19 protein-coding genes are annotated in these 23,977 nt (G+C 55.1%); 13 read left to right on the top strand and 6 right to left on the bottom strand.

Going from position 1 to position 23,977, the window contains the following annotated elements; all coding sequences use genetic code 11:
• Positions 1-119 precede the first annotated feature (119 nt).
• The 3 genes from QW379_04915 to QW379_04905 all read left to right on the top strand — a co-directional run bounded on the left by QW379_04915 (position 120) and on the right by QW379_04905 (position 7,747).
• Positions 120-3,887, top strand: a complete 3,768-nt coding sequence (locus QW379_04915; GenBank protein ID MEM2869747.1) for a transglutaminase domain-containing protein — start codon at positions 120-122, stop codon at positions 3,885-3,887.
• A gap of 1,637 nt (positions 3,888-5,524) precedes the next feature.
• The gene (locus QW379_04910) at positions 5,525-6,397 is read left to right on the top strand and encodes a PKD domain-containing protein (GenBank protein MEM2869746.1); all 873 of its coding nucleotides are present in this window, start codon (positions 5,525-5,527) and stop codon (positions 6,395-6,397) included.
• Positions 6,398-6,490: 93 nt separating this feature from the next.
• Positions 6,491-7,747, top strand: coding sequence for an FAD-dependent oxidoreductase (locus tag QW379_04905; GenBank protein ID MEM2869745.1), 1,257 nt, complete (start codon positions 6,491-6,493; stop codon positions 7,745-7,747).
• Positions 7,748-7,813: 66 nt separating this feature from the next.
• Here QW379_04905 and QW379_04900 read toward each other — a convergent pair whose 3' ends face one another.
• The gene (locus tag QW379_04900) at positions 7,814-8,710 is read right to left on the bottom strand and encodes a radical SAM protein (protein ID MEM2869744.1); all 897 of its coding nucleotides are present in this window, start codon (positions 8,708-8,710) and stop codon (positions 7,814-7,816) included.
• Positions 8,711-8,787: 77 nt separating this feature from the next.
• On the opposite strand from QW379_04900, the gene QW379_04895 reads away from it, so the two are divergent.
• The 3 genes from QW379_04895 to tpiA all read left to right on the top strand — a co-directional run bounded on the left by QW379_04895 (position 8,788) and on the right by tpiA (position 12,085).
• The gene (locus QW379_04895; GenBank protein MEM2869743.1) at positions 8,788-8,922 is read left to right on the top strand and encodes a hypothetical protein; all 135 of its coding nucleotides are present in this window, start codon (positions 8,788-8,790) and stop codon (positions 8,920-8,922) included.
• A gap of 15 nt (positions 8,923-8,937) precedes the next feature.
• Complete coding sequence (locus QW379_04890; protein ID MEM2869742.1) at positions 8,938-11,292, top strand: PQQ-binding-like beta-propeller repeat protein; 2,355 nt, start codon at positions 8,938-8,940, stop codon at positions 11,290-11,292.
• A gap of 115 nt (positions 11,293-11,407) precedes the next feature.
• The gene (gene tpiA, locus QW379_04885) at positions 11,408-12,085 is read left to right on the top strand and encodes a triose-phosphate isomerase (protein ID MEM2869741.1); all 678 of its coding nucleotides are present in this window, start codon (positions 11,408-11,410) and stop codon (positions 12,083-12,085) included.
• A gap of 29 nt (positions 12,086-12,114) precedes the next feature.
• Here the strand turns inward: tpiA and gap are convergent, their stop codons facing one another.
• From gap to QW379_04865, 4 genes are all read right to left on the bottom strand, one after another.
• Entirely contained in the window at positions 12,115-13,119 is a 1,005-nt protein-coding gene (gap, locus tag QW379_04880) for a type I glyceraldehyde-3-phosphate dehydrogenase (GenBank protein MEM2869740.1), read from the bottom strand.
• Positions 13,120-13,312: 193 nt separating this feature from the next.
• On the bottom strand, positions 13,313-14,797 hold the full coding sequence (locus QW379_04875) for a hypothetical protein (GenBank protein ID MEM2869739.1): 1,485 nt from the start codon (positions 14,795-14,797) through the stop codon (positions 13,313-13,315).
• Positions 14,798-14,847: 50 nt separating this feature from the next.
• Positions 14,848-15,033 (bottom strand): hypothetical protein, encoded by a 186-nt coding sequence (locus QW379_04870; protein ID MEM2869738.1) that lies wholly within the window; start codon positions 15,031-15,033, stop codon positions 14,848-14,850.
• Positions 15,034-15,082: 49 nt separating this feature from the next.
• A complete protein-coding gene (locus QW379_04865) occupies positions 15,083-15,226 on the bottom strand; it encodes a hypothetical protein (GenBank protein ID MEM2869737.1) in 144 nt (47 codons plus the stop codon).
• 183 nt (positions 15,227-15,409) lie between these two features.
• On the opposite strand from QW379_04865, the gene QW379_04860 reads away from it, so the two are divergent.
• From QW379_04860 to QW379_04845, 4 genes are read left to right on the top strand one after another with little or no spacing between them, the layout of a single operon-like run.
• Positions 15,410-16,660 carry a tRNA pseudouridine(54/55) synthase Pus10 gene (locus tag QW379_04860; protein MEM2869736.1) on the top strand — a complete coding sequence of 417 codons (1,251 nt, stop codon included), beginning with the start codon at positions 15,410-15,412 and terminating at the stop codon, positions 16,658-16,660.
• Positions 16,605-16,895 carry a 50S ribosomal protein L21e gene (locus QW379_04855; protein MEM2869735.1) on the top strand — a complete coding sequence of 97 codons (291 nt, stop codon included), beginning with the start codon at positions 16,605-16,607 and terminating at the stop codon, positions 16,893-16,895. The genes QW379_04860 and QW379_04855 overlap by 56 nt, the downstream gene beginning before the upstream one ends.
• Positions 16,896-16,952: 57 nt before the next feature.
• The gene (locus tag QW379_04850; protein MEM2869734.1) at positions 16,953-17,231 is read left to right on the top strand and encodes an RNA polymerase Rpb4 family protein; all 279 of its coding nucleotides are present in this window, start codon (positions 16,953-16,955) and stop codon (positions 17,229-17,231) included.
• A 17-nt stretch (positions 17,232-17,248) separates the two neighbouring features.
• Complete coding sequence (locus tag QW379_04845; GenBank protein MEM2869733.1) at positions 17,249-17,797, top strand: DUF655 domain-containing protein; 549 nt, start codon at positions 17,249-17,251, stop codon at positions 17,795-17,797.
• Between the two features lie 68 nt (positions 17,798-17,865).
• Here the strand turns inward: QW379_04845 and QW379_04840 are convergent, their stop codons facing one another.
• On the bottom strand, positions 17,866-18,633 hold the full coding sequence (locus QW379_04840) for a hypothetical protein (protein MEM2869732.1): 768 nt from the start codon (positions 18,631-18,633) through the stop codon (positions 17,866-17,868).
• Between the two features lie 45 nt (positions 18,634-18,678).
• Here QW379_04840 and QW379_04835 point away from each other — a divergent pair, with 45 nt between their 5' ends.
• The 3 genes from QW379_04835 to QW379_04825 all read left to right on the top strand — a co-directional run bounded on the left by QW379_04835 (position 18,679) and on the right by QW379_04825 (position 23,963).
• Positions 18,679-20,025, top strand: a complete 1,347-nt coding sequence (locus QW379_04835; protein MEM2869731.1) for a glutamine synthetase family protein — start codon at positions 18,679-18,681, stop codon at positions 20,023-20,025.
• Between the two features lie 83 nt (positions 20,026-20,108).
• Positions 20,109-20,363, top strand: a complete 255-nt coding sequence (locus QW379_04830) for a hypothetical protein (GenBank protein MEM2869730.1) — start codon at positions 20,109-20,111, stop codon at positions 20,361-20,363.
• A 51-nt stretch (positions 20,364-20,414) separates the two neighbouring features.
• On the top strand, positions 20,415-23,963 hold the full coding sequence (locus QW379_04825; protein ID MEM2869729.1) for a PKD domain-containing protein: 3,549 nt from the start codon (positions 20,415-20,417) through the stop codon (positions 23,961-23,963).
• Positions 23,964-23,977 lie beyond the last annotated feature (14 nt).

The raw sequence follows: 23,977 nt of genomic DNA, 5'->3' as shown, positions 1-23,977 counted from the left end.
ACTCCGTTCTGGCGCTCCGGGGGGACGCAATAACAAATGCCACAAGTGAGGGAATCAGGTTCGAGGACACGAGGGCCTGCATGGCCGGCGTGAGCTTTGAGGAGGTCTCATCTCCAAAAGTGGAGCTCGAGAGCAGCAACATCACCTCCGTGGGCTGCGCCCTGCTCGGAAGCGAGGTAGGCGTGGACTCAACATCCATAATCCACATGAGGAACTATCTCGAGGTGAATTTAAAGGACAGGAGCGGAAGCTTTATTAGCGGCGGGAGCGCAATAATAAAGGAGGACGGCGGTCTGGAAGTGCTCGAACGGACCCTTGATTCGGGCCATGCGCTGATTCAGGCCAGGTACTGCACGAAGGACAGCTCGGGGACCGTCAATCACACGCCGCACAATGTAACTGCACAAAAGCTAAACATAACGAAATCCGAAGAAAGAACGATGAACCAGAGCCAGCTCGTCTATTTCGAGTTCCCGAGCCTGGACCTGAGGCTGATACACCTCGATGTGTCCGATGATTACCCGCTGGTCAGCAGCATAATCACCATAAACGCTACCATCTACAATGATGGATACGAAAACGCGAACTCAACATTCACCGTCAGTTTCTATCTTAACAACACCGAGAGCGAGACTCTGATAGAGAACCGGACAGTGGGCGGCCTGGGTGCATGGGGCGAAACGGGCCTCCAGGACGTTAATACGACTTTAAACGAGACAGGATATCAATATCTCGTTATAAAAATTGATTTGGGCGAAAATATCACCGAGGACAATGAGACCAATAATATCGTCCATCACAAGATACTGGTGTGTGACGAGAGGAAGGAGGACTGGAGCGTTGGAGCGGAAACGGAATACGATGGCAAGGTTGTCGTTGCCGACAGCCTCTCCGTTTCATCGAGCCTGACCTTCGACAACGGAATTCTGGAGGTTGTCGAGGGAGAGATTATCATTTCATCCGAGGGCGCTCTGGAGACATACAACACAACTATGACGGGAAATGATTTGGAGGTGGATGGCTGCCTTAATATTATAGTTACTTACCTAAATATCACAGGTAATCTATCTATAAATGGAGATATAAGCGCCGACAATGTCACCGTTCAGGTCAACAGCGAATGGACGGGCGAGCATGGAATATCGCTGGCGCAGGGCTCCACGGCCGCGATCAACAATACCCTTTTCTTCTCCGGTGTAGAGAACAGGTACTTCGACATAAATATCCTCGGCACGGCCACAATCACGAATACCACATTCGCCCACATGAACAATGGATTATTAATTAATTCGCCGAATGTGGAAATCTCAGACATCGGAATTCACTACTGCAATGAGTACGGGATGCAGATAATCTCATCCGAAATATCAATCACAGATTCAATAATCATTAACAACAATGGCGCTGACATCAGGATTGAGGGGTCCAATGTCGTCATGGCGGACTGCGACTTCAACCGCTCGAAGGTGGAGGTTGTTGACGGAACACTGAGCGCCCGAGGGAATATGGTCATCCGGGTTATCAATGAGAATTCGGAGAATGTCTCTGATGCTCAGGTTCTTGTGAAGGACCTCGAGCAGAGCCTGATTTATTCCGGAGCAACTGATGCCAATGGTATTGTGACGATGGAAGGCAAGATATTCGAAATGGTTGCCGAGGGGGGCGAGACCGGGACATTCTTCAAGACGCCCTACACAATCATCGTTAAAAAGGATGGCCTCTCGAATGTTTCGAAGCTGAGGAACATCGGTCCGGACATGGCCCGCGAGGAGCATGTGATCATGCTCAGGGAGGAGAGCGAGTGGGACCATGTCTGGATGACCGATTTCAGGATGAGGGTCCCGGAGGGGATTGCGGGGGCGTTCTCGTCGGGCCCCCATCAGGACGGGATGAGCTTCTGTGTACATATTTTCAATGAGGAGGAGGGGGCAATAGATTTCTTGCTGCGGAGCTACGACCAGGTGTCAATGGAGAATGACAATGACGATTTGTTCTACGACGCCTATATTTACGACGAGAGCGGAAACTCGATGGGAGGTCCGTGGGCCGAGTGGGGCGCGCTGGAGATTGAATCCTCGCAGCTTCCGGCGGGTCATTACGATTTCGTCTGGAAATATTATAATGACGCCGACGGGAGCGGGGTATTGATAAATAGTAGTATCCATAAAATTGTGTATATATCTACAGATGCCGCCAATGTTAATCTTGATGTAATTGATTATCCCAGGGTTGGGACTTATCTTGTTAATATCAATTTTAATTGGAATAGCCCCCAAGACATTTTTTTAAGAGGATATGCGGAATCTATAGACTATACATTTCAAGATATAAGTCATCTTAATAATTTACATAATTTAACCGGGAGCCCGATTAACACAACAACTGAGAATGGAAATTATCTTTATTCAAATTCATATTTTGGATATTATTTAGGTAATGAGTCTATAAATAAAGAAATTCAATTTTATTTATGTATTGAATCGGTTAATTCTAGTGAAATCTATTCTCCAATGACATTCAATATAGCCCTAACGAGTTATGGATGGATTGACCCGAAGTTGAATGATATGGATTGTGATGGTATACCTGATTATTACGAATCTAATACTATCGACTCTATTGATGAATCCAACAAAAAAGGTGGCGCATCGAGTCGAACATTTTTACCAAATATTTACTCAAAATATAAAAATAATTTTAATACAAGAAAGTATGATTGCTGGGATGGCGAGGGTTATGCGTTAAATAACATTATAGTTGTGCGGAGAAATATTAATAGCGATATATCTACGGAAATTTATACAAAAAATGTAGAGAATATTTTTACCATAACTCTTTATGGTATTGATTATTATAAAGGAAACATGATATCTATTCAAAAACAAAAACAAGATAATTATATAATAACATGGTCAGTAACTATTAAACAAAATATACCTATTGGAACCTGGTCTATATGTTTTTTTTATTGGAAAACATTTACATTTTCTGGTGGAAAATTCTTCCCTGATATCACAATTACATTATTATTTTATCTTGGATATATGAATATTTGCACAATATTTGAGATACCTCAAACCTATGGTTCCGATTCCTTAATTGGACTTACTAACCAAGCGATTCAACAATTTCTTTATCATACTGAAAATGATGGAAAAGAAAGCAATATTGATCAAAGAGGACCGTTTTATAGAACATCTTCAGATTCGACTTTATATTTCTATGGGGGTCCTAAACCGAGTCAGGGTGAGTATGATGGAAAAAATGGTGGTATAAATCAATTTAATAGTAATGTATATCTTAAGGCATGTATAATTGCGAAAGGGGCTACAGATCATAAATCTGCCTCATCAAGAATAAAATACTTTACAAACTATCTTATTAAATATTCTGTTACAGATGTGGGACTATCATCATGTCCAATTGATTATATATTGAGAATGACAGGAAGTAAGTCAGATTTAAAATATAATGAATTAATTAATCCAGAGAAATTGTCAGCTCGACAGATACATTATGGGCAATGTTATGATTTTACACATTACTGTATTGCATTTATGAGAGCAATTGGGATACCTGCAAGGGCTGTAACAGGTCAGAATTGGACCGGCGGATCAAACAATTGGAATTACCATATTTGGACCGAAGCATGGATTCCATCAATGAATACATGGTATGTTTTTGATGCGACTGGGATTAAATTTGATTCGGTTAATAATACAAGCGTTGATGATAATTCTAGATCAAGAGAAGCTACTCGCAAAGATTATTATTCAGGAAATGATAAGTCTGATACGGTATCTATATATGGAAAACCTCAGCATATATGCTATTACGATTATTACTCAAATTCAAAAGTAGATTTAATTAATCAATATAGTGGATAAATATGGAAGGTAGAGTTAGTGTTCAATTAAAAAAAGCTCAATCATTATTACATTCCTCATATATTTTAATCATTATCTTCTTTATCATTAATATTTCAATTATCTCGCTGGCCACCCTAAACATATCCAGAGATAGAAATCAGAAAATCAATACATATTATATACATTACCCTATTAAAACAATTACTTTCGATGGAATAAATACAAATAATGAGTGGAACAACATCCAATATGCACTAGTAGAAAATATTCTAGCCCGAAACACTTCAAATCCAAAAGAAACTATCAATTTATCAATTCAAATGAAAATGTGCCATAATGACACCGACTTAATTTTATTCATTATACTATCATCTAGGGATATTAATAATGGTCTATTGTTAGATAATTTTTTATTGGGTTCGTATGATCTAAAACTCCGATTTACTTTTCCGGAATTTGGCTTGTTATCCACACAACCATTCTTACGGCTCACGATATATGAAAGTCATTGGATAGATTCTATTATGGGTTGGTCAAAAAAAGGGGTCAGGTTAATTGATGAAATTCGTTTCAACTCGGACTGGGGCCCCGGAGCAGATTCTGATTTAGGTATTCTATATGCAATGATTTTAGATAACTGTATCGGAATAGAAATTCAACTTAATAAAGAAAATGTTATACATATTCTCGGTAACTCGTATCCAAGTAGTATCCCAATTTCGTTGGAGACCCTTAAAAAAATGATGTTCAACAAAATATTATACAACTTTTCGACAATAAAAACATGGAAGCCATCAAAATTTGATGATGAATTATTTTCTCAATTCCATATTTCTGAATATTGCTACAATTTCGATCTAGTTCTACAAGGTCCGAGTAAAGTATATACTCCATCTAAAAAAGAAGCCATAATACCATTAACAATATTGAACTGGAAATTGACCTCTATTAATGTTACAATTCTCATCGAGTGCGATTTATATATAACCTATATTAATATTTCATCGTATGATTTAGATAACGCTAGTCTATATAATCTCAATCTTAAATTTAGGGATCAAAATCAATTATCACATATTTGTTTATTAACTATTGACCCTGATAATTATTTTAATGAAATAAATGAGAATAATAATAATCTTGCCGTCACCGTAATAATAGATTTGCCAAAGATAATAGTATGGCCAGATAATGCACTGACAATTGAACCAATTACTTTTCAAGGTATCACTATTTTTAACGAACTTTTTTTCGATTTTGGCGATGGAAATAATTCAAATTGGATTAACGACAAATCGATTAAACATTTATATCATAAGATGGGTAACTATATAGCAAAATTAAAAGTCCGTGACGAATATGGGTTAACAAGCAATTGGTGCTATATTAATTTAACAATCAACAATAGACCCCCAGTAATTGAAAGTAGCTCCTTATTCTTTATTTATTTAACTAATGAACCCATTTATTTTAATATTTCTGTATATGACATTGACGGTTTCATTACTAAAATATATTGGAACTTTGGTAATGGAAATATCAATGATATACCCAACCCTGTCCACAGCTACTCCAAGGCGGGAATATATACCGTCCATTTCACCACCTGGGACGACGATGGCGCGTCCAACTCGACCGAGTTCAAGATTTATGTCATGAATCGCGGCCCCCTGGCCGACTTCAATATGTCCCTGACGACCGCCACCATTCTCGACGACATCGCCTTCACGCCCGAGGCCTTCGACATGGACGGGGCAATATCGCGGTACTTCTGGGACTTTGGAGACGGCTCCACGAGCGATGAGCCCAACCCGACCCACCGCTACCGGACCAAAGGCACATTCTGGCCCACGCTCTATGTCGTAGATGATGACAGCGCGGCGAGCAACATCGCCAGAAAGCAGATTATCGTCGAAAACATCCCGCCGCAGGGCGCGATAAACGCCTCCTCCACCTCCCCCCTCACACTCGAGAAAATCAATCTCACCGCTTCGGGGAGCGACGCGGACGGTACCGTAAAGCTCTATATATGGGACTTTAGCGATGGAACCACTGCGGTGGGCGAAAACGTGAGCCACGAGTACAGGGACGACGGGACCTATGAAGTAAAACTGAGAGTCATAGACGATGATTTTGATGAGAACGTGACCAACATAACGATAAATGTGCGGAACAGAGGCCCTGTGATTGGGCTCAAATACGAACAAAAGCTCATGGCCGACGAGAGAGCATTTCTAGACGCCTCAGGCTCCTTCGACCTGGACGGCTGCGTCGTGTCTGTGAGCTGGCTGATTGAGAACAGGACCATCCACGGCACAGTTATCAATTATACTTTCACAAAGCCGGGGAAATATCTGGTCAGGGTGGCGGTGCGCGACGACGACGGCGCTCTGGCCGAGAAGAGCTTTGAAATAACCGTGCAGGCCGTTAGAATCTCGCGCGAAACATTTCTTTTCTGGATGTGGGCGGTGGTTATTCTCGCCACCGTCGCTCTGACTATTGCGTGGAAAAGGCGCACGACAAGGTAATCGAGCGGGAGTTTTACAGCGCCCTCTTCCTGCTCATACATGAAGATGCGGGCACCCAATCAGCTTTATTCCCCCCGGCGCATACCCCCATCGATGGCCACCGTCATAATCGGCTCCGGGGCCGCCGGCATGGCCGCGGCCGCCCGCCTCCGCAAACTTGGAGAGGAGGTCGTGCTGGTCAGCAGGGAGAGGGCTGTTTACTCTCTCTGCGCCCTGCCCTACGTCCTCTCGGGCGAGGTGGACGAGGAGCGCATCATCACCCACGACGAGGCTGCCTTGCGGAAGATGGGAGTGACTCCCCACCTCGGCGCGGAGGCGAGAGCCATCGACCCGGCGCGGAGGCGCGTCATTCTTGCTGACGGAAAGGAGCTCGAGTACGACATCCTCCTCCTGGCCACGGGCTCCGTGCCCTTCAGGCCCCCGCCGCTCGGTGGCGAACTGCCCGGTGTCCACACCTTCAACTCGCTTCAGGACACCCGGGAGCTGATCTCGGCCGCGGCCGTCTCAAGGAGCGCCGTCGTCCTCGGCGCCGGCCTCACCGGTCTGGAGTGCGCCTGCGCGCTGAGGAGGAGGGGGCTTGAGGTGACCGTGGTTGAAATGGAGGACCGCGTCCTCCCGCGAGCCCTCGACAGGGACATGTCCCCGCCGGTCGAGGAGGCCCTTGCAAAGGGAGGCGTCGGCCTGAAGCTGGGGACGAGGGTAACCGGTCTGTCCCGCGCCGGAGGCCGTAGCGCAGTCAGAATTCAGGGACCTGGGGGTAAAGAGGGGACCCTCGAGGCCGACATGGTCGTTCTGTGCCTCGGTGTGAGGCCGGAGCTCTCCCTCGCCAGCTCCGCCGGCCTGAGAACAAACAGGGGCGTCATCGTCGGGCCTGACATGCGGACCTCCGACCCGCACATATTCGCGGCCGGGGACATCGCCGAGTTCGAGGGTGTCATTCCAGCGACCTGGCCCACCGCTGTGAAGCAGGGCGAGATCGCTGCCGTGAATATGGTCGGCGAGATGGCCTCGTTTACGCATTTCGACAATGTAAACGTCGCGACGATATTCGGTCTACCCGTCTTCAGCATTGGCAAGACGGCCTCGCAGCTCGAGGGCTCGCCCGTAGAGTGCGAACTCTGGAGGGAGGGTGGCGTATGGCGGAAGCTAGTGACTATCAATGGTGCAGTTGCCGGCTATCAGTCCGTCGGCAGCCATGATGTGTACGGCGTCCCCTCAATTCTCCAGAGAACAGCCGGACCGCTCATGAAGCGCTTCTTGCGATTCGGAGCCTCGCATCCTCTTCTTGCCAGCGGTGCGCTCGAGGCAGCGGGTTCGAATGGGCCAAGGGTCCGGAAACGCAAGAGCTGAAGCCGCGCTGGTCGATAGGGAGCGGAAAGGTCCAGCCGCGGCACGAGGCGGGGAAAGCTAGGGCTTCTAAACGAGGTCCAGCCCGAGCCCCGCGGCGAATTGATGGGCCTCGAGAAACTCTTTCATGCTCAAATGGCGTGAGAGCTCCGGGTACTTCCTCCTGTCTTGGAGAACAATGTGGTCCGGCCGGTACTGGTCCATGACATTGACCCTGAGCACATTGCGCGGGATGTTCTCCGAGACCCACTTCAGCACAGGCTTCGTGCAGCACTCGATGTGCCCCGGCATGACGAGGTGCCTGAGGAGAATCTCACACTGCCTAGCAGCAAGGAGGTGGTTCCTGCTGACGACCTCGAAGTACCTCTCCACCTTCGACAGGCGCCTCGCGCAGGCGTCGTTTCCGTACTTGAAGTCGCTCAGGTAGACGTCTATTACACCGTCCAGAATTTTCATCGCCTCCTCGCTCAGGTACATGTTGGAGTTCCAGACCTGCGCGATGTTCACCTCAAGCCTCTGAAGCTCCCTCATTACCTTGAGGATGTAGACGAGGTTGGAGGTTGGGTCACCCCCGACCCAGTTCACATTGATTCCGCCGCTCGTCTGGATTACCCGCGCCAGCTCCTCTGGGGGAACCTCCCGACCGCGGTCCGGGAACTGGCTGATGTCCCAGTTCTGGCAGAAGACGCACTTGAAGGTGCAGCCGGCGAAAAAAATCGTGTGGGAGGGAACGAGCTCGGGCTCCTCGCCGAAGTGGAGGAACTCAGAAGCCACCCTCGCGGCCCCGACGCCGCATACACCTCTCCCCCCACCCTTCCTGTCCACGCCGCAGGCCCTCTCGCAAAGCCGGCAGGGGGACGAGAGCCCCTCGGCCTGTGCTATTCTGTCGTCGAGGTCCACTTCCAAGAAGCGCGCCCTGGCTCTCCCTCTCACGATTTCTTTATAGCGCTCCAACTCCGCGGCCACGAGGCTCGATAGGCTCTTCCTCCATATATATAATTCCGTAGGAATGTATTAATACCGCAAAAGCGATGAACTCACTTATGGGAGAGCTGACGGAGGGAACCGTGGAGGAAACACCCCAGATGGAGGACAGTGCAGACCCTCACAGGCATCTGGTAGTTTTATATATTATCACTATAATCGTCAGCGTGGCCACGGCGTTTGCTTTTCGCTGATGGGGGAGGAGATGGATGGCTGATACAAAAGGCAGCAAACTCCAAGAAGTGTGGAAGTACGCCACTGGAGGACACGTCTGGGGCGTGGCTCTCTCCAGAAGCGGTGACATCGTCTACTCCGGCTCAGCCGACGGTGGGATATACTGCTTCGCCAGCGACGGCAGGCTGCTTTGGAAGTTCGAGACCAGTGGACCGGTATTCCGCGTCGCCGCCACAGCCTTCGGGGACCTCGTCGTGGCCGGCTCCAAGGATGGCACAGTCTATGCACTAGACAACAATGGCCTCCTTCTCTGGACATCGCCTACCGGCGGCTCGGTGCTCTCGGTGGCAATGGTGCCCGACGGGAGCCTCATTCTGGCTGGCTCCACAGACAAATACGTCTATGCTTTCGACCGGGAGGGCACGATGCTCTGGAGATGCGACATGAAGAGCCCGGTGAGGTCCGTGTCGGTCTCGGACGACCAGGACATCATCGTCATCTCCTCCTACAACAACCTCCTAACCTGCCTGAACAAGTGGGGCGATTACCAATGGCACATCGAGACCGGCCGCTATCCCTATAGGACCGCGGTCTCGCCCGACGGTGCCTACATCGCCGCAGGCTCCGAAGAGAGGATGGTCACCCTACTCGACAGGACGGGAAGGATACTCTGGCAGTTCCCGACCGGTGGCGCCGTGACCGGTCTGGCATTTACAACCGATGGCCAGAGCGTTCTCGTCGGCTCGGAGGACATGATGCTCTACCTAATTGATCTCCACGGGAAGCCGGTATGGACGATGAAACTCCCGAGCGAGATCGTGAGCGTGGCCCTCGCCCCTGACCTCAGGAGGGTCGTGGTCGGCACGATGGACAGCCGGGTCACCCTCTTCGAGATGGCCTCAGCTGACTTCGGGCTCATAGGAGAACTCGAAAGAGAGCTAGCGCGGGCGAAGAGCGCAGGCGTCGCTGTGAACGAGGTCGAGTACCTCCTCCAGTCGTCAAAGCTCCTGAGCAGCGTTGGCGACCGGAAGAAGGCTGAGGAGTTCCTCCAGCTTGCGCGCGCGGAGCTCTCGAGCGCAACTGAGAGGCACAGAAAGCTCTCCCAGCCCGTCGTGAACTACACGGAGGGCTTTCAGACCGCGCTCGACTCCTTGGAGCGCTGCATTGCAGGAATAAAGAAAGAGATTAAGGATGGGAGGTTCGACCTCGCCCTCCAGCTCGAGAGAAACGCCAGTGACCAGCTCAAGACCCTAGACAAGTACCTGACTGGCGCAATGGAGCAGCACGAGAGGGTGCATTCGGTCTACGCCGACTTTGAGAAAATGGTCAGGGACGTTCGGGCCGAGGGAATCAGCGTGGCGGAGGCCGAGAGGATGCTTGCAGCCGCTCTCAGCGCCATCAAGCTGGGAGACTATGTCGGCGCCGTGGAGAACTTGAGGAGGACCGAGGCCTCCATAATATCCAAGCGGACCCAGTTCAGAGAGGCTATGGAGATAATGGGGCCGGTCAGGGCCCACATGAAGAACGCCGAGCACTTCATCGATATCAGCGACGCCAAAAAGCTTCTGGAGGAGGCCGAGAAGGCCCTCAACGCCGACGACGCGGAGAGGGCGAGAGAGTGCGCCGGGCTGATAATGGATATTATAGAGAAGGTAAAAGAGGAGGCCTTGCCCTCACTCTCCCTGCGAGCGGGCTCAAGCGAGGGCCTCACTGTGAATAGGAGCAAGTTCAACCTCTCCATCACCAACATCGGGAAGGCGCACGCATCAAACATCCGGATCGAGGTCATCGGACCGATAAAGGAGTTCAGCGCCACCCCCCCCGGCATAGACTTTCTAAAGGCTGGCGAGAAGGCCGTTGTTACAATCGAAGTCACGGCCGACGAGCATGACATCCCCCTCGATGCCTACATTACGGTCAAGCTGAGCTTTAAGCGAGCCCTCGACGGTAAGGAGGGCAGGGCACAGGAGAGAGCGAGGATAATCATCGGACCGATGATAGAGGACGTCTTTTTGATGTACCGCGACGGACGCCTGATAACGCACAACACGCGGAGGCTGAGGCCGGACGTCGACGGGGACATCCTCAGCGGGATGCTGACCGCCGTCACGGCATTTGTCAAGGAATCGTTTAGGGAGGCCGAGTCGGAGGAGCTGAATGAGCTGCGCTACGGCAAGACCAAAATTCTTATCGAGAGGGGAGAGTACATCTGCCTGGCCGTCGTGGTCTCGGGCGTCGCCTCGCCCAAGATGCGCGATAAGATGAGGGAGACCGTCAGGCAGATCAGCCAGACCTACGCCGATGTTCTGGAGAACTGGGACGGCTCCGTCAGCAAGCTCAAGGACATAAACCAGATGATAGAGAGGTTGATAGCCTCGACATACACCTGAGCCGAGGGTCGGAGCGGCCGGCCTTCTCCGCGAGCGAGGGCACTAACAACCGGGAAATTCGCGCCCGGCAAAAACATTATCCCATCGGAGAGCCTACCGGTGCCCGGTGTTCAGTGTGTCCGCCGCAGTGCCCGTCATCGTCGTAAACTTCAAGGTCTACCCAGAAGCCATCGGTTCCGAGGGACTGGCGCTCGCCAGACTGTGCGACGAGGTCGCCCGGGAGAACGGTGTATCGATTGTTGTCTGCCCCCCTGCCACGGAGCTCGCGCGGGTGAGGGCCGAGGTCCGAATTCCTGTCTGGGGCCAGGCCGCGGACGCTGTCGAGCCCGGGGGGCGGACGGGCCATATAACGCTCGAGATGCTCAGGGAGGTCGGGGCCTCCGGCCTCCTCATCAACCACTCCGAGAGGAGGCTCCAGCTAGCCGACATCGAGTGGCTCGTGGCCCGGGCCCGCGCCTTGGGCATTGAGAGCTGCGTCTGCACAAACAATACTGCCGTCAGCAGGGCCTGCGCCGCCCTCGGCCCCGATTTCGTCGCGGTCGAGCCCCCGGAGCTGATTGGAGGGGACGTATCCGTCACGAGCTCGAGCCCGGAGGTCGTTAGGGGCAGCGTTGAGGAGGTGCGGAGAGTCAATCCCCAGGTCAAGGTGCTCTGCGGCGCGGGCGTGAAGAGCGGAAAGGACGTGCGCAGGGCGCTCGAGCTCGGTGCGATGGGAGTCCTGCTGGCCTCGGGCGTCGTCAAAGCGAAGGACAGGAGGGCATCGCTGCTCGAGCTAGTGAGCGGTCTGAAATAGGTCGGATGTCAGTCGCGCGCCATCGCGCCTTATTTCATTTTTCTGACCACCATCTCCGCAAGCTCAATGAGCCTGTGAGAGTAGCCCCACTCGTTGTCGTACCACGCGAGCACCTTGACCATCGTGTCCCCTATGACGATGGTCTGCTCCGCGTCCACAATTGCCGACGCTCGGTTCCCTTTGAAGTCCACAGAGACCAGAGGCTCCTCACAGAACTCGAGGTAGCCCTTGAGTTTTCCGTTTGCGGCGGCCCTGAACGCGGCGTTGACCTGCTCCGCCGTGGCGGGCCTCGCGAGCTCTGCCGTCAGGTCGACGACGGAGACGGTTTCAACGGGCACGCGAATCGCAACACCGTGGAACTTTCCCTTGAGCTCTGGAATAACTAGTGAGACCGCCTTTGCGGCACCAGTGCTCGTCGGAATCATCGAGCGGGCCGCCGCCCTCGCCCTCCGCAGGTCCTTGTGCGGAGCGTCCTGGAGCCTCTGGTCCATCGTGTAGGCGTGGATGGTTGTCATTAGGGCCTTATTTATACCGAAGGAGTCGTTAAGCACCTTCGCCACGGGCGCGAGACAGTTCGTTGTGCAGGAGGCATTGGAGATGATATTGTGCTTTGCGGGGTCGTATTTATCCTCATTCACACCGAGCACGATGGTTATATCCTCCCCCTTCGCAGGTGCGGAAATTATCACCTTCTTTGCACCCGCAGCGATGTGCGCCCTCGCCTTCTCCGCCTCGGTGAATAGGCCGGTGGATTCTATCACCACCTCAACCCCGAGCGCCTTCCATGGGAGCTGGGCAGGGTCCTTCACCATTAGCGCTTTGACTGGCTTTCCGTTAATGATAATGCTATTCCCTTTAGCTTCTACGGTGCCGGGAAAGATGCCGTAGGTCGAGTCGTATTTGAAGAGATGGGCGAGTGTCTTTGCATCAGTGATGTCGTTCACCGCCACGATTTCCACACTCGGGTGCTCGACCGCGGCGCGCATCGCCAGCCTACCGATTCTTCCGAACCCGTTTATCCCCACCTTGACCATACCGGTGCCTCCGTTCCCGGGATGGCCGTTCAGGGCTAAAAAGATTGGCAGAGGAGCCAATGCAGGCGCGAGTCACACGGACAGAATTCCACCCTCGCTCCTCCGCACGGCTGCTCTGGCAATCGGAATCGCACAGAAATTATACAGAATTCACAGCCGGGGCGGAGCCCCGCATCGTCAGCCGCTCTGTGAGCTATTTCCTCAGCGTCCCTTCGAATCCACACCCGGGGCATTTGATTCTCAGGGGCCTCTCTGGACTTGAGACGGGAATCTGGGTCCTGCACTTCGTGCATCTGACCCGCTTCATGGTAGCCCCCGTCTCCGGGGGCGCTTTGGGAGCGGGCGCCGCAGAGGATCGGAAAGAAGGTGCCGGGGCGGGGGCGGGGGGACTGGATGAAGGAACTGGAGGCTGTGGGGGAGCCTCTGGGGTCTGGGTGGGAGGGGCAGGCTGGTAGGGAGGGGGAACACTGGGCTGCTCAAGGGCCGGAGCTGGCTTCATTGCGGGAAGAGGGGGTTGAGGCTGGGTGGGGACCGGTGCTGGCTCTCTTGCGGAATGAGGCTGCGGAGGAGAAGGCGACGGGGCAGGCCGTAGGGGAGGGGCGGCGGGGGTGGCGGGAGGGGTCGCCATCGTGTCGGCCTTTATTGTTTTCTCTGAGGCTGCCGGCCCTTTCATCGTGACATCGCCGGAGGCCACGAGTTCAGCCAGAATGGCATCGTGGTCGGCGTCCGTGATTCCGAGGGACTCCCTCTGCACCCTGAGCAGCGCGGCCTCGTCTTCGGTTAGCTTTCCATCTTTGTAGGCCTGCACGAGAGCCCTCCTGTAGGAGTCGAACTCCCTGTCCCTGAGAATTCTCTCGACGTCCACGGGCCGCCTGTGCATCTCGAGGAGGCGCTGCTGGCTCGCCGGCTCCCTCACCGTCTGCCTGAGAATTAGCTCGTGCTCCTCCCACGAGAGCTTGAGTAACTGCCTCTCCCGCGCGAGCAGCTCAGCCTCGTCCTTCGTGACCTTGCCGTCGGCGTGGACCTGCGCGAGTAAAGCTGCGTATCGTTTGTAGTTCTCTAGTTTCGCATTGTCAGAGACGACGAGCCGGGCGAAGACATAGGCCAGAACCGAGCCGGCGAGGGAAAGAATCAGCCCGTACTGGGGCACCATTCTCAGGTTCTTCCACTCGAGAATTTTGTCGCGCTGCTCCTTGAGCTTCAGGGCCTCGGAGTAGAGCTCGCTGCCCCTCGCGGGGTCCGTGGCGTTGAGGGCCTCGATTTCGGCCACCTTGTCGGGAGTCAGGGGGTCATCGGGGACTGGGATGCCCTGCTGTACATAGGGCAGGAGAGCGACCATGAAGACGACGAAGAAGGCGCTCGAGCCGAGGAGGAAGTACCCGAGGCCGATGCCGTTCCTCCCAGCGGCAATGGCGAAGACGCCGAATGTGGCAAATATCACCATCCCGAAAACGGCGAAAAATATTGCGCCCCCGATATTCAGCTTCCCGCCGACCATCTGCTGCTCGTAGGCAAGCGCCCAGCCGGTCGGGGTTTCCCCGGCTCTAAAGGGGCCGATTCTGCCGTCAGTTATGTTGGCCCACGGCAGGAATATTCCCAGAAGCACGAGACCGGCGCCGAGCGCGCCGAGGGCTCTGTAGGCATAGGTATACTTAGTAGTCAGCACGGTCCACTTCATCTGCGTCCGGAGATAAATAGTTCACCAACTGAGGCCTACAGCCTCTCCCTTCAGTGCGGGCACCTCTCAAGCTCCGGCGCGACCTCCCTGCCGCAGCCGCTACATAGTGCCTTCGACTCAATGGGAAGGAAGTCCCTGGCCCAGCTTTCGCAATCCCCCTCGCCGGGCGAGACCGAGAGCGCTCGCCGGAGCTCCGGGAGCCCCCACTCCCTCGGGAAAACTATCTGGCCTATCACCCTCGACCAGAGCCCGAGTCTGTAGCTCCCGGACTGGCTTGTTCGAAATCTATATATCGCCCCCTGAGGAGCCGGTATAACCGTCCCTACTTTCCACCTGCCTCCTGTTGCGGTAGAGGTTGAGCTCAATATTGTCATCGGTATGGGTAGCTCCGGCATGGACCGTCAGGTCGTCGACAAGGGGCTCGCACATCGAGTTCGCATCTGAGACGGAACCGGTGGTGGCCGGGCGAGCACTCCGAGCTGGATGGTGGAGGATTGAGAGAGATTGATATTCAATTGCTAAGCAATTGGTAAAAGGGGTGGTTAAATAGTCTCCCGGGGACGCGGAAGGACAGCCGCGCCGTTATATATTCGTCCCTCCCATTATCCCTCGATGAGCTTCGAGCCGACAGAGGAGATTCTTGCCGTCGCCCGCTCCCTGCCTCAAGGCCTCTGCGACCATTGCTTGGGCAGGCGCTTCGCCCGCGTCCAGCAGGCGACGAATTCGGAGAGGGGCCGCGCTATTCGCTTGGCGCTGGCCGCCGCAGGTGCGCGGAGCGAGCCCGCCGTGTTCTGCCCCATCTGCGACAATATCTTCGACGAGCTCGACGGAATTGCCCGCGCCGCCGCGCGAAAAATGGCGCCGTATGAGTTCTCCACATTCCTCGTGGGCTCGAAGCAAGAGGCCTCTACTCTCGAGCTCGAGGAGCGGCTCGGATACCCAGAGCACCTCAAGCAAGAGGTCAACCGCGAGCTCGGGAAGAGGCTGGAGGCGCTCACTGGAAAAACGGTGGACTTCGATAGCCCGGATGTGACGATTATCGTGGACATAGCTTTCGGGAGTGTCGAGATACAGCTCGCGCCCCTCTTCATCTACGGCCGATACAGGAAGCTCGAGAGGGGGATACCGCAGACTCGGTGGCCCTGCCGAGCCTGCCGGGGGAAGGGCTGCGCGCGGTGTGGCGGAACTGGAAGGATGTACCAGACCTCCGTCGAGGAGCTGATCGCGGGCCCCGTGATGAGGGCCGCCGGGGGAAGCTCCCACGCCCTCCACGGGATGGGCAGGGAGGACATCGACGCCCGGATGCTCGGCGGGGGCAGGCCATTCGTACTCGAGGTCCGGGAGCCTGTGAGGAGAGCTCTCGACCTAGTTGCCCTCCAGGAAGAGATCAACCGCCTCGCGGCCGGCCGCGTGGAGGTCTCGGGCCTCCGCCCGTCCTCGATGGAGGAGGTCAGGGGGCTGAAGGAATCGCGGGTCCCGAAGTGCTATCTGGCTACGGTCGAATTCTCCTCTCCAGTGCCCGAGGAAAAGCTTAAATTACTGGAGAGGACTTTCACCGGCCTGGAGGTCCAGCAGAGGACGCCCTTGAGGGTCTCCCACAGGCGCGCTGATCTCACCCGCGTGCGGAGGGTGCTGGAGTTCCGGGTCGAGGGCCCGGACAGGTTCCGCATAACGGCAGAGGCCGGGCTCTACATCAAAGAGCTCATCAGCGGCGACGGGGGGAGGACCCGGCCCAGCGTCTCGGAGGCGCTCGGGGTCGGGTGCTTAGTGAGGGAGCTGGACGTGCTCAGTACCGGAGGCAGTGGGGATGGTGAAGGCGTCGAAGGGCTTCAGGGTGAAGACGAGGAGGACCCTGAGGGTTAAACCGAGGAGCAGGGGGATGCCCCCGGTGACCCGTTCTCTCCAAGAGCTGGAGGTCGGCGACAGGGCCTCGATTCACTTAGACGGGAGAGTCCATGACGGTATGCCCCACCCGAGGTACCAGGGCAAGACGGGGAGGGTCGTGGGGAGGCAGGGAAGGGCTTATCTTGTGGAGATTATCGAAGGAAGGAAGCGGAAGACCCTTTTGGCTGGACCGGAGCACCTGAGGAAGTGCTGAGGGGGCGGGGAATTGACGGAAGAGGGAAGATTTATTTCGCTGGCAGAAGCGCTGCGGATGCTTGAGGAGGAGAGCAAGAAGAGAGAGCTCGGCTACGAGCAAAAGCTCGCGCTGAGCCACGCGCAGCTCTTCTCCAAGCTCAGCGTAGAGGACTCCGAGAAGTTGAAGGCGGAGCTCTGCAAGAACCCGCACATCTCCGAGGCCCTCGCCTACAAAATCATCGAGATTCTTCCCGCCACCCCGGACGATGTGAGGGTGATTTTTGCCAAGGAGAGGCACCCCCTCACCCCAGAAGAGACCAACGCAATTCTGGAGGCTGTAAAGAAATTTGTTTGAACCCCGGAGGGACCTCCTTGGAAGACTACGCTTATGTATTAGATTATTTAGCACAGGGCCATCCCGACGCCCGGAAGTTCAAGCGCGAGCCCCTAGCTTACGCTCTGGGGGAGAACGAGTTCAAGATTCTAGAGCTCGCCATTAAGCCCGACGTGACCCTGAACATCGGCGACTACATCTACATCGGCAAAGACCTCGAGAAGCGCGACAAGATTCTCCATGTGAAAAGGAGGGTATCCTATTCGGAAATCACCAATACCGCCCAGAGTGAGCTGCCCTTCATCATAGCCGAAATCGTTAAAAAGCAGGAGCCGCGCTTCGTGCGCTTCTACAACGAATCGCAGCCGATCAGCACCAGATTCCACATGCTCGAGCTCCTTCCCGGCTTGGGCAAGAAGATGATGTGGGCCATTCTCGAAGAGAGGAAGAAAAAGCCCTTCGAGAGCTTCGAGGATATAAAGAAAAGGATACCGGCACTTCATCACCCAGAGAAGCACATTGTGCGAAGAATCGAGCTCGAGCTCTCTGACCCGAACCAGAAGTACCATCTTTTCGTGGCCAAATAGTCGGACCCGCGCCGGGCCCACAGCCTTCACCAGACGGAGGTGTGGGGGTTGGAGAATCCCAGCCGGACCTAGCTCGGCCTCCCGCCCTCCAGCTTTCCCTGCGGTCTCGCTTTGCCACCACGCCCTTTCGGGTGTCTGAATCTGAGTGCCAGAAATGCACCGATGACTGCGAGTAGCGAGATGCCGGCGACGATCGCGGGCATATTCAGCAGCCTGACCTCGCCCTCACTCCGGGGTTGGGGCTCGGTGGGGGGGACCACCGGGAGCTGTGCTGTCAACCCGACCTCGATGGTCGCCGTATCCTGGTCGCTGTCCGAGGGCAGGCCCTGAATCGTCGCGGTCGCCCTCACCGTCAGAACGGCGCTCCTGTTCTGGGTTCCCCCGGGAACCGTAACATTCACTGTGAAGGGGAGGGAGCCCGGAGCGTTGAAGCTCATCTCAGTCGGCTGAACCGCTGACGGCCAACCGAGGTCCACGGAGCTCCTCAGCGAGACGCTGACAGCTAGAACATTAATGTAGTCAACCGTTACCTTTCCGGTCAGGACCACGAGCTGGTCCGCGGCGCTCGCGTTCAGCGACACCGATGATTCGGTGATGTTGCAGTGTAGGAATATTGCCAGCGTGCCTCCGGGGCTGCTGGTCTCCGAGTCGTGCGAGGGGGGACCAAATTCCTCTCCACACCCCCTCACCCCGACCGCTTCCCCCGCTTGCGCGTGCCCTTCGCTACACTTCCGGGGTGCCGACCAGTGCGTCGTCAATTCTCGGGTGGGCAGCGCGCCCGCGCACGTGAGCGCAAGCGCGATGATAACCGACAGTGCGAAGACCGATTTCCTCACGAACTCTCAATCGTGTTTGTTATTGATAAATATTTATCAAACTAAATGGATATACTCACTGGCCGGGGTGGGAGGTTGGAGAAGCCGGAGATGCTCGCGACCATCAAGGAAAAGGGTGTGGAGCTTGTCAGACTTCAGTTCACGGATATCAACGGCCTCATAAAATGTGTGGAGATTCCGGCGGAGAGGCTCGCCGACGCCCTTGAGACTGGTGTGTGCCTCGACCTCTCCTCGATACAGGGTGGGGCCCGCACGATGGAGAGCGACGCCCGCCTTTTCCCCGACCCAGCCACATTCGCGATAGTGCCCTACCACCCGACCACCGCCCGGCTCATCTGCTATATACACGGCCACGACCTCAAACCCTTCCCTGGAGACCCGCGCTTGATTCTCAGGAAGGAGCTCGAGAGGGCGGCGGAGCTCGGCTACAGGTATTTTGTCGGTCCGGAGATCGAGTTCTTCATATTCAAGAACAGCCCCAGCGGAATTGACTTTTTGGACAGGGGCGGCTACTTCGACAACGTGGTCAAGGACCTTGCCTCCGACATCCGCGCCGAGATCATCAGGCTCCTGCGCGGCTACGGAATCGCATGCGAGGCAGGCCACCACGAGGTCGCGGCCAGCCAGCACGAGATAGACATCAAGTATGCTGAAGCCCTGACTACGGCAGACAACGTCATCACAGCCAAGGAGATAATCAAAATCGCAGCGGGACAGAAGGGGCTCATCGCGACCTTCATGCCCAAGCCCGTGGAGGGGATGAACGGCTCCGGGATGCACTGCCACCAGAGCCTCTGGTCAACCGACGGAGAGTACCTTTTTTACGACGCCTCCCACCCCTACAGGCTATCGAAAATCGCGCGCTGGTTTATCGGGGGACAGTTGCACTATATAGACGAAATAATCGCCCTTCTCGCGCCGACCATCAACTCCTACAAGCGGCTGATACCGGGCTTCGAGGCGCCCAACCTGAAGTGCTGGGGCTCCCTGAACAGATCCGCCCTAATCAGGGTTCCACAGTTCACGCCCGGGCGGGAGGCCTCGACGAGATGCGAGCTCCGCTGCCCCGACCCGACCTGCAACCCATACTTCGCCTTCGCCGTCATGCTCGAGGCTGGCCTGAGGGGTATCGAGGAAAAAATAGAACCCCCTGAGCCGATAGAGAAGGACGCCTTCAAACTCACGCCCGAGGAAATCGAGAAGTACGGAATCAGCGCCCTGCCCGGCTCTCTCGGCGATGCCCTACGCGCGATGGAAAAAGGCACGATCGCGAGGAAGGTGCTCGGTGAGCATGCGTTCAATAAATTTTTAGAGTCTAAGAAGGCAGAGTGGACCGAGTTCAGGAGGGTCGTGCACTCTTGGGAGAGGGAAACCTATCTAGAGAGATTTTAAAGAGGAGTTTCCCAGCCCCCGGTGCCAAGAATTTCCAAGAATTTAAATAATTATGAAAATAATTGTGTGTCCGGTCAAGGTATATGTCTCCACGCCCCTGTGCTGCAACAGGAGCAATAATGATAGTTGCGGTGATGCTTACGGCTCTTGTGCCTTCCCCGAGCGGAGGCAAAACCGAGAGCCAGAAGAGGGTCGAGCTGAAGACATTCTCCGACGGCTCGAGTGAGGCAAATTTGGTATTCTCGCTGCCGGGGGACCAGCGGATCTCGCTCCGTCTCCCTAAGAGGATATCCATCCTCAGCGCGGAGATGGACGTGAGCGGCGGCCCCAATACGTAGAATGAGAGCTTCGTCCATACGGAGAAAGCCGATTTTGAGGAGTTCAGCCCCATTTACCGCCTGGATATCAACACCACGCCGGGGAACGTAACTCTAGCAAAGCCCTACGACGACGGCTTCGATGTAGGGGAGCTGGACCAGAGGTGGAGGTGGCTCAACCCACCCGCACCGTACGACGTGGGCAATCAGGTCCCCGGCCACCTCAGGGTGGTCGCCAGCAGCAACACCACATTCTGGGGAAGCCAGACAAACGGGAGCCTCCTCTGGCAGAACATGTCGGGCGGCTATGGCTGGAGGGTCATCACCAGGCTCACCAGCGCCCCCTCGCACCCCCTACAGAGAGCGGGCATCGTGGTGTTCACCAGGAGCATAGAGTGGATAGAATTCTCATACGGAATGCTCCCCGAGGGCCCCGGGATAATTAGGGTGAGCACGACCGGGGGGGTGTCCACACAGGTCAACACATCGCTCAGCAACGTGAGCGTATGGCTCCAGATAGAGAAAATCGGCTCCGGAACCTGGCGATTCCACTATTCAGTGAACGGCGAAAACTGGACGCTCTTCAGTGCCGCAAATCTGAGCAAGACCTTCTCCGGCTCACCGCCCCTTCAGGTGGGGCTGGCAGTGATGGATGGGAACTCAGGGAGGGGCCACACCGCGGACTTTGACTTTTTCTGGACTGACCAGTACTATCCCAACGGCTACATGACATCGCCCGTGATGAGATTCGGCGGCGTGGTGCAGTCCGCGGCGCTGAGGTGGAACTTCAGTATCCCCAGGACCGGTTTCAATGTGACCATCGGCGCAAGGCTCGCTTCCGGCCAGCAGACCTTCTCGCAGCTATCCAACGGCGCCCCGCTCAACTTCACTGGAGAGGACTCGAGCCTGATTTATAACGTAAGCTTCGTGGCACCAACCTCGGCCCCCAACGGGACTCCCGTGCTCACGGACATTAGTGGCGATGTCACCGTCTGGCACAATCCTGAGAACTGCTCCGTGGACATCGGGGCCGACGGGACGGCCGAGTGGAGGCTTAACGGGACCCTCGGTGCAGCCCCGTGCCGTGTCTGCTTTACAGACGCTCTGAGCGCGGCGGTCGAGGCCGCCAAGAGCGATGCGCAGGGGCTGGTTGAGATTCCGATCAGAGTGAGGTCTAAGGCGAAGGGCGTAGTCCAGCTGAGCAACCTCACGATCGCCTATGTTTTCAACTCCCCTCCGCTGGCCCCGAACCTCCTTTCTCCAGAGAATTGCATATACATTACCACCCCTACTCCCACATTCACGCTGCGTACCACGGACCCAGACGGGGGAACGATATGGTTCGAGCTCGAGGTATACTATAAGGGAGCTACCGCCCCCATCCACAGGACGCACCAGTTCGCAAATGCGGCGGGCTGGACCGCTATCAATTACACCTCCGGAGAGGAGGCGAGCTACACGGTCCCTGTCCCCTACAAGCTTGCGAGCGAGAAAACATATCTGTGGAGGGCGAAGGCGAACGACGACTGGGCCTGGGGCCCATGGTCGGAATTCATGGAGTTCACCGTTGACACCACTCCCCCTGTAGGTCTGGTAATCGACGACGGTGCCGAGACCTCGGACACGACCAGCCTCTACGCCATTCTGGCCTTCACCGATGAGGAGTCATGGGTGATAAAATACGAGTATGGTCTAGGGACATCAAAGAATTCACCAAGCATAGTTCCCTTCACGGAGACCAGCGAGAGCAGCGTCACGGTGCGCAACCTGACGCTCATTTATGTGCTCAAGTACTACTTCATCGCCAGGGCCATGAATGGCACGGGCCTCTGGTCGGACTACGTCACCTCCGACGGATTCTCTCTGAGAAGAGGGGCTGTGAACTACCCCCCTAGGGTCTCCATAAACCATCTTGCGGAGGGAGAGACCCTCTCGGGCATGGTCACCATCTCGGGCAATGCCAGCGATATAGAGTTCCTGGACACCATCACCGTTTTTGTTCAGATAGACGGCGGGGAGTGGCTCGAGGCTGACGTAAACCAATCTTGTAGCCTCAGGATAGACACCACGTGCTTCGATGACGGACCCTACAAAATTATTGCGAGGGCGTGGGACGGGAAATCCTACTCCGAGCTCGCGATGGGAAACGTGAGCTTCAGGAACAGGTACGGGATCGAGCTCGTTTCCGTGGAGCCAGCCGCCCGAATTCAGCTCGCGGAGAACTCCAGCCTGACCTTCGCGATAGAGGTTCGCGACCCCCTCAAGCGCCCCTTGGAGTATCGATGGCTCCTCGATGGCGCTCTACGGGCCGGGGAGGAAGGCTCCTCTTTCACCTTCCAGCCCTCCTACACGGACGCGGGGGAGCACAATGTGACGGTCTCGATGCACACTACTGGTGCCGAGCTCAACTACACTTGGATCGTGACAGTGCTGAACCAGAATAGGCCCCCGAGCGCCTGCATTTCCCTCCCCATCCACCAGGAGCGTTTCAGGGTGAGGGAAAATGTGACTTTTGACGCCACTGGCTCCTCTGACCCCGACCCCGACGATAACCTGAGCTACCACTGGGAGTTCGGGGACGGCACGGGCGCAGACAGCCCGAGAGCCACGCATAAATACCTGAAAGCGGGGAAATACATCGTGACGCTCCGCGTCAGTGACTTCTACACCTCTGACAATCAGACGGTGGAGATCAGAATTCTGGAGAGGTCCGTGGCCACGACGGGCTGGTTCTCCGATTACGGTCCCCTCGTCGGTGCGGCAGTGCTCCTTCTCCTCTGCCTCACCCTCGTATTGGCCGTCCTGGGCTGGGGGAGGTTCGAGAGAGCGAGGGGCAGGGCACCGGAAGGAGGCGCCCAGTTACCTCTTTCCCCCGCGGGGGAGGTCCATACAGCGTCGAGCCCTGTGGAACACCGTGGAGTGGCGCTCTCGCCTGTGGAAAGAAAGGCGGTAAGAACCACAGGCGCGATGGGATTCGTCGTTGAGGAGGTTTTCCTTGTCTATCGCGATGGTCGCCTCATCGCTCATGACACTCGCCGAATCTCGCCGAGGGTCCCGGAGCTGCTCATAGGAATGTTGACGGCGATTCAGCACTTCGTGAAAGAGTCGCTGGCGGAGGAGGGCGAGCTGGGGAGCCTGCAGTATGGGGACGTTGAAATCATACTCGAGAGGGGGAAGAAAATATTCCTGGCAGTTGTGGTCAAGGGCCACCCCCCGGGCGAATATCGCGAAATCATGAGGGATGTCCTCCGGAACATCGAGGCTCAGTACTCTGCCCTGGTCGAAACATGGGACGGCGTCCTGGCGCCCTTCACAGGTGTGAAGAAAATGCTCCTGCCCCTCTTCGACGCGGTCTCGGAGCTCGCACCGCCATCCAGAAAGGAGACGATCGAGATGCACTCCGCGGTGGAGTTCTTCCAGGGATACATCAAGGTTAAGGTTGCAGTAAGGAACGCATCGAGCTCAGTCATCACCGGTGTGGAGTTCGAACCCATTTATGATGAAAATGTTTTCAGGCTAGTTAAGGTTGAGCCGGAGTACCCGATGAAGAAGGGAAAGTTCGACTTCGGGCTCGTGAACCCGGGCGTGAAAAAACGGTTGCGCTCTATCTGGAGCCACTGATATGCACCGAGGGC

This window comes from Thermoplasmata archaeon, from assembly GCA_038851035.1.
Taxonomy (GTDB): Archaea; Thermoplasmatota; DTKX01; order VGTL01; family VGTL01; genus JAWCLH01.
Note: the sequence above shows the minus strand (reverse complement) of the source record. Positions and strands in the feature narration are given on the sequence as shown.

What these genes read in the sequence shown, in the direction of transcription:
- QW379_04910 (MEM2869746.1), top strand. Translation starts at nt 5,525, where the DNA reads ATGAATCGCGGCCCCCTGGCCGACTTCAATATGTCCCTGACGACCGCC.
- QW379_04905 (MEM2869745.1), top strand. Translation starts at nt 6,491, where the DNA reads ATGGCCACCGTCATAATCGGCTCCGGGGCCGCCGGCATGGCCGCGGCC.
- QW379_04895 (MEM2869743.1), top strand. Translation starts at nt 8,788, where the DNA reads ATGGGAGAGCTGACGGAGGGAACCGTGGAGGAAACACCCCAGATGGAG.
- QW379_04890 (MEM2869742.1), top strand. Translation starts at nt 8,938, where the DNA reads ATGGCTGATACAAAAGGCAGCAAACTCCAAGAAGTGTGGAAGTACGCC.
- gap (MEM2869740.1), bottom strand. Translation starts at nt 13,119, where the DNA reads ATGGTCAAGGTGGGGATAAACGGGTTCGGAAGAATCGGTAGGCTGGCG.
- QW379_04875 (MEM2869739.1), bottom strand. Translation starts at nt 14,797, where the DNA reads ATGAAGTGGACCGTGCTGACTACTAAGTATACCTATGCCTACAGAGCC.
- QW379_04865 (MEM2869737.1), bottom strand. Translation starts at nt 15,226, where the DNA reads ATGTGCGAGCCCCTTGTCGACGACCTGACGGTCCATGCCGGAGCTACC.
- QW379_04860 (MEM2869736.1), top strand. Translation starts at nt 15,410, where the DNA reads ATGAGCTTCGAGCCGACAGAGGAGATTCTTGCCGTCGCCCGCTCCCTG.
- QW379_04855 (MEM2869735.1), top strand. Translation starts at nt 16,605, where the DNA reads ATGGTGAAGGCGTCGAAGGGCTTCAGGGTGAAGACGAGGAGGACCCTG.
- QW379_04850 (MEM2869734.1), top strand. Translation starts at nt 16,953, where the DNA reads ATGCTTGAGGAGGAGAGCAAGAAGAGAGAGCTCGGCTACGAGCAAAAG.
- QW379_04835 (MEM2869731.1), top strand. Translation starts at nt 18,679, where the DNA reads ATGGATATACTCACTGGCCGGGGTGGGAGGTTGGAGAAGCCGGAGATG.
- QW379_04830 (MEM2869730.1), top strand. Translation starts at nt 20,109, where the DNA reads ATGTCTCCACGCCCCTGTGCTGCAACAGGAGCAATAATGATAGTTGCG.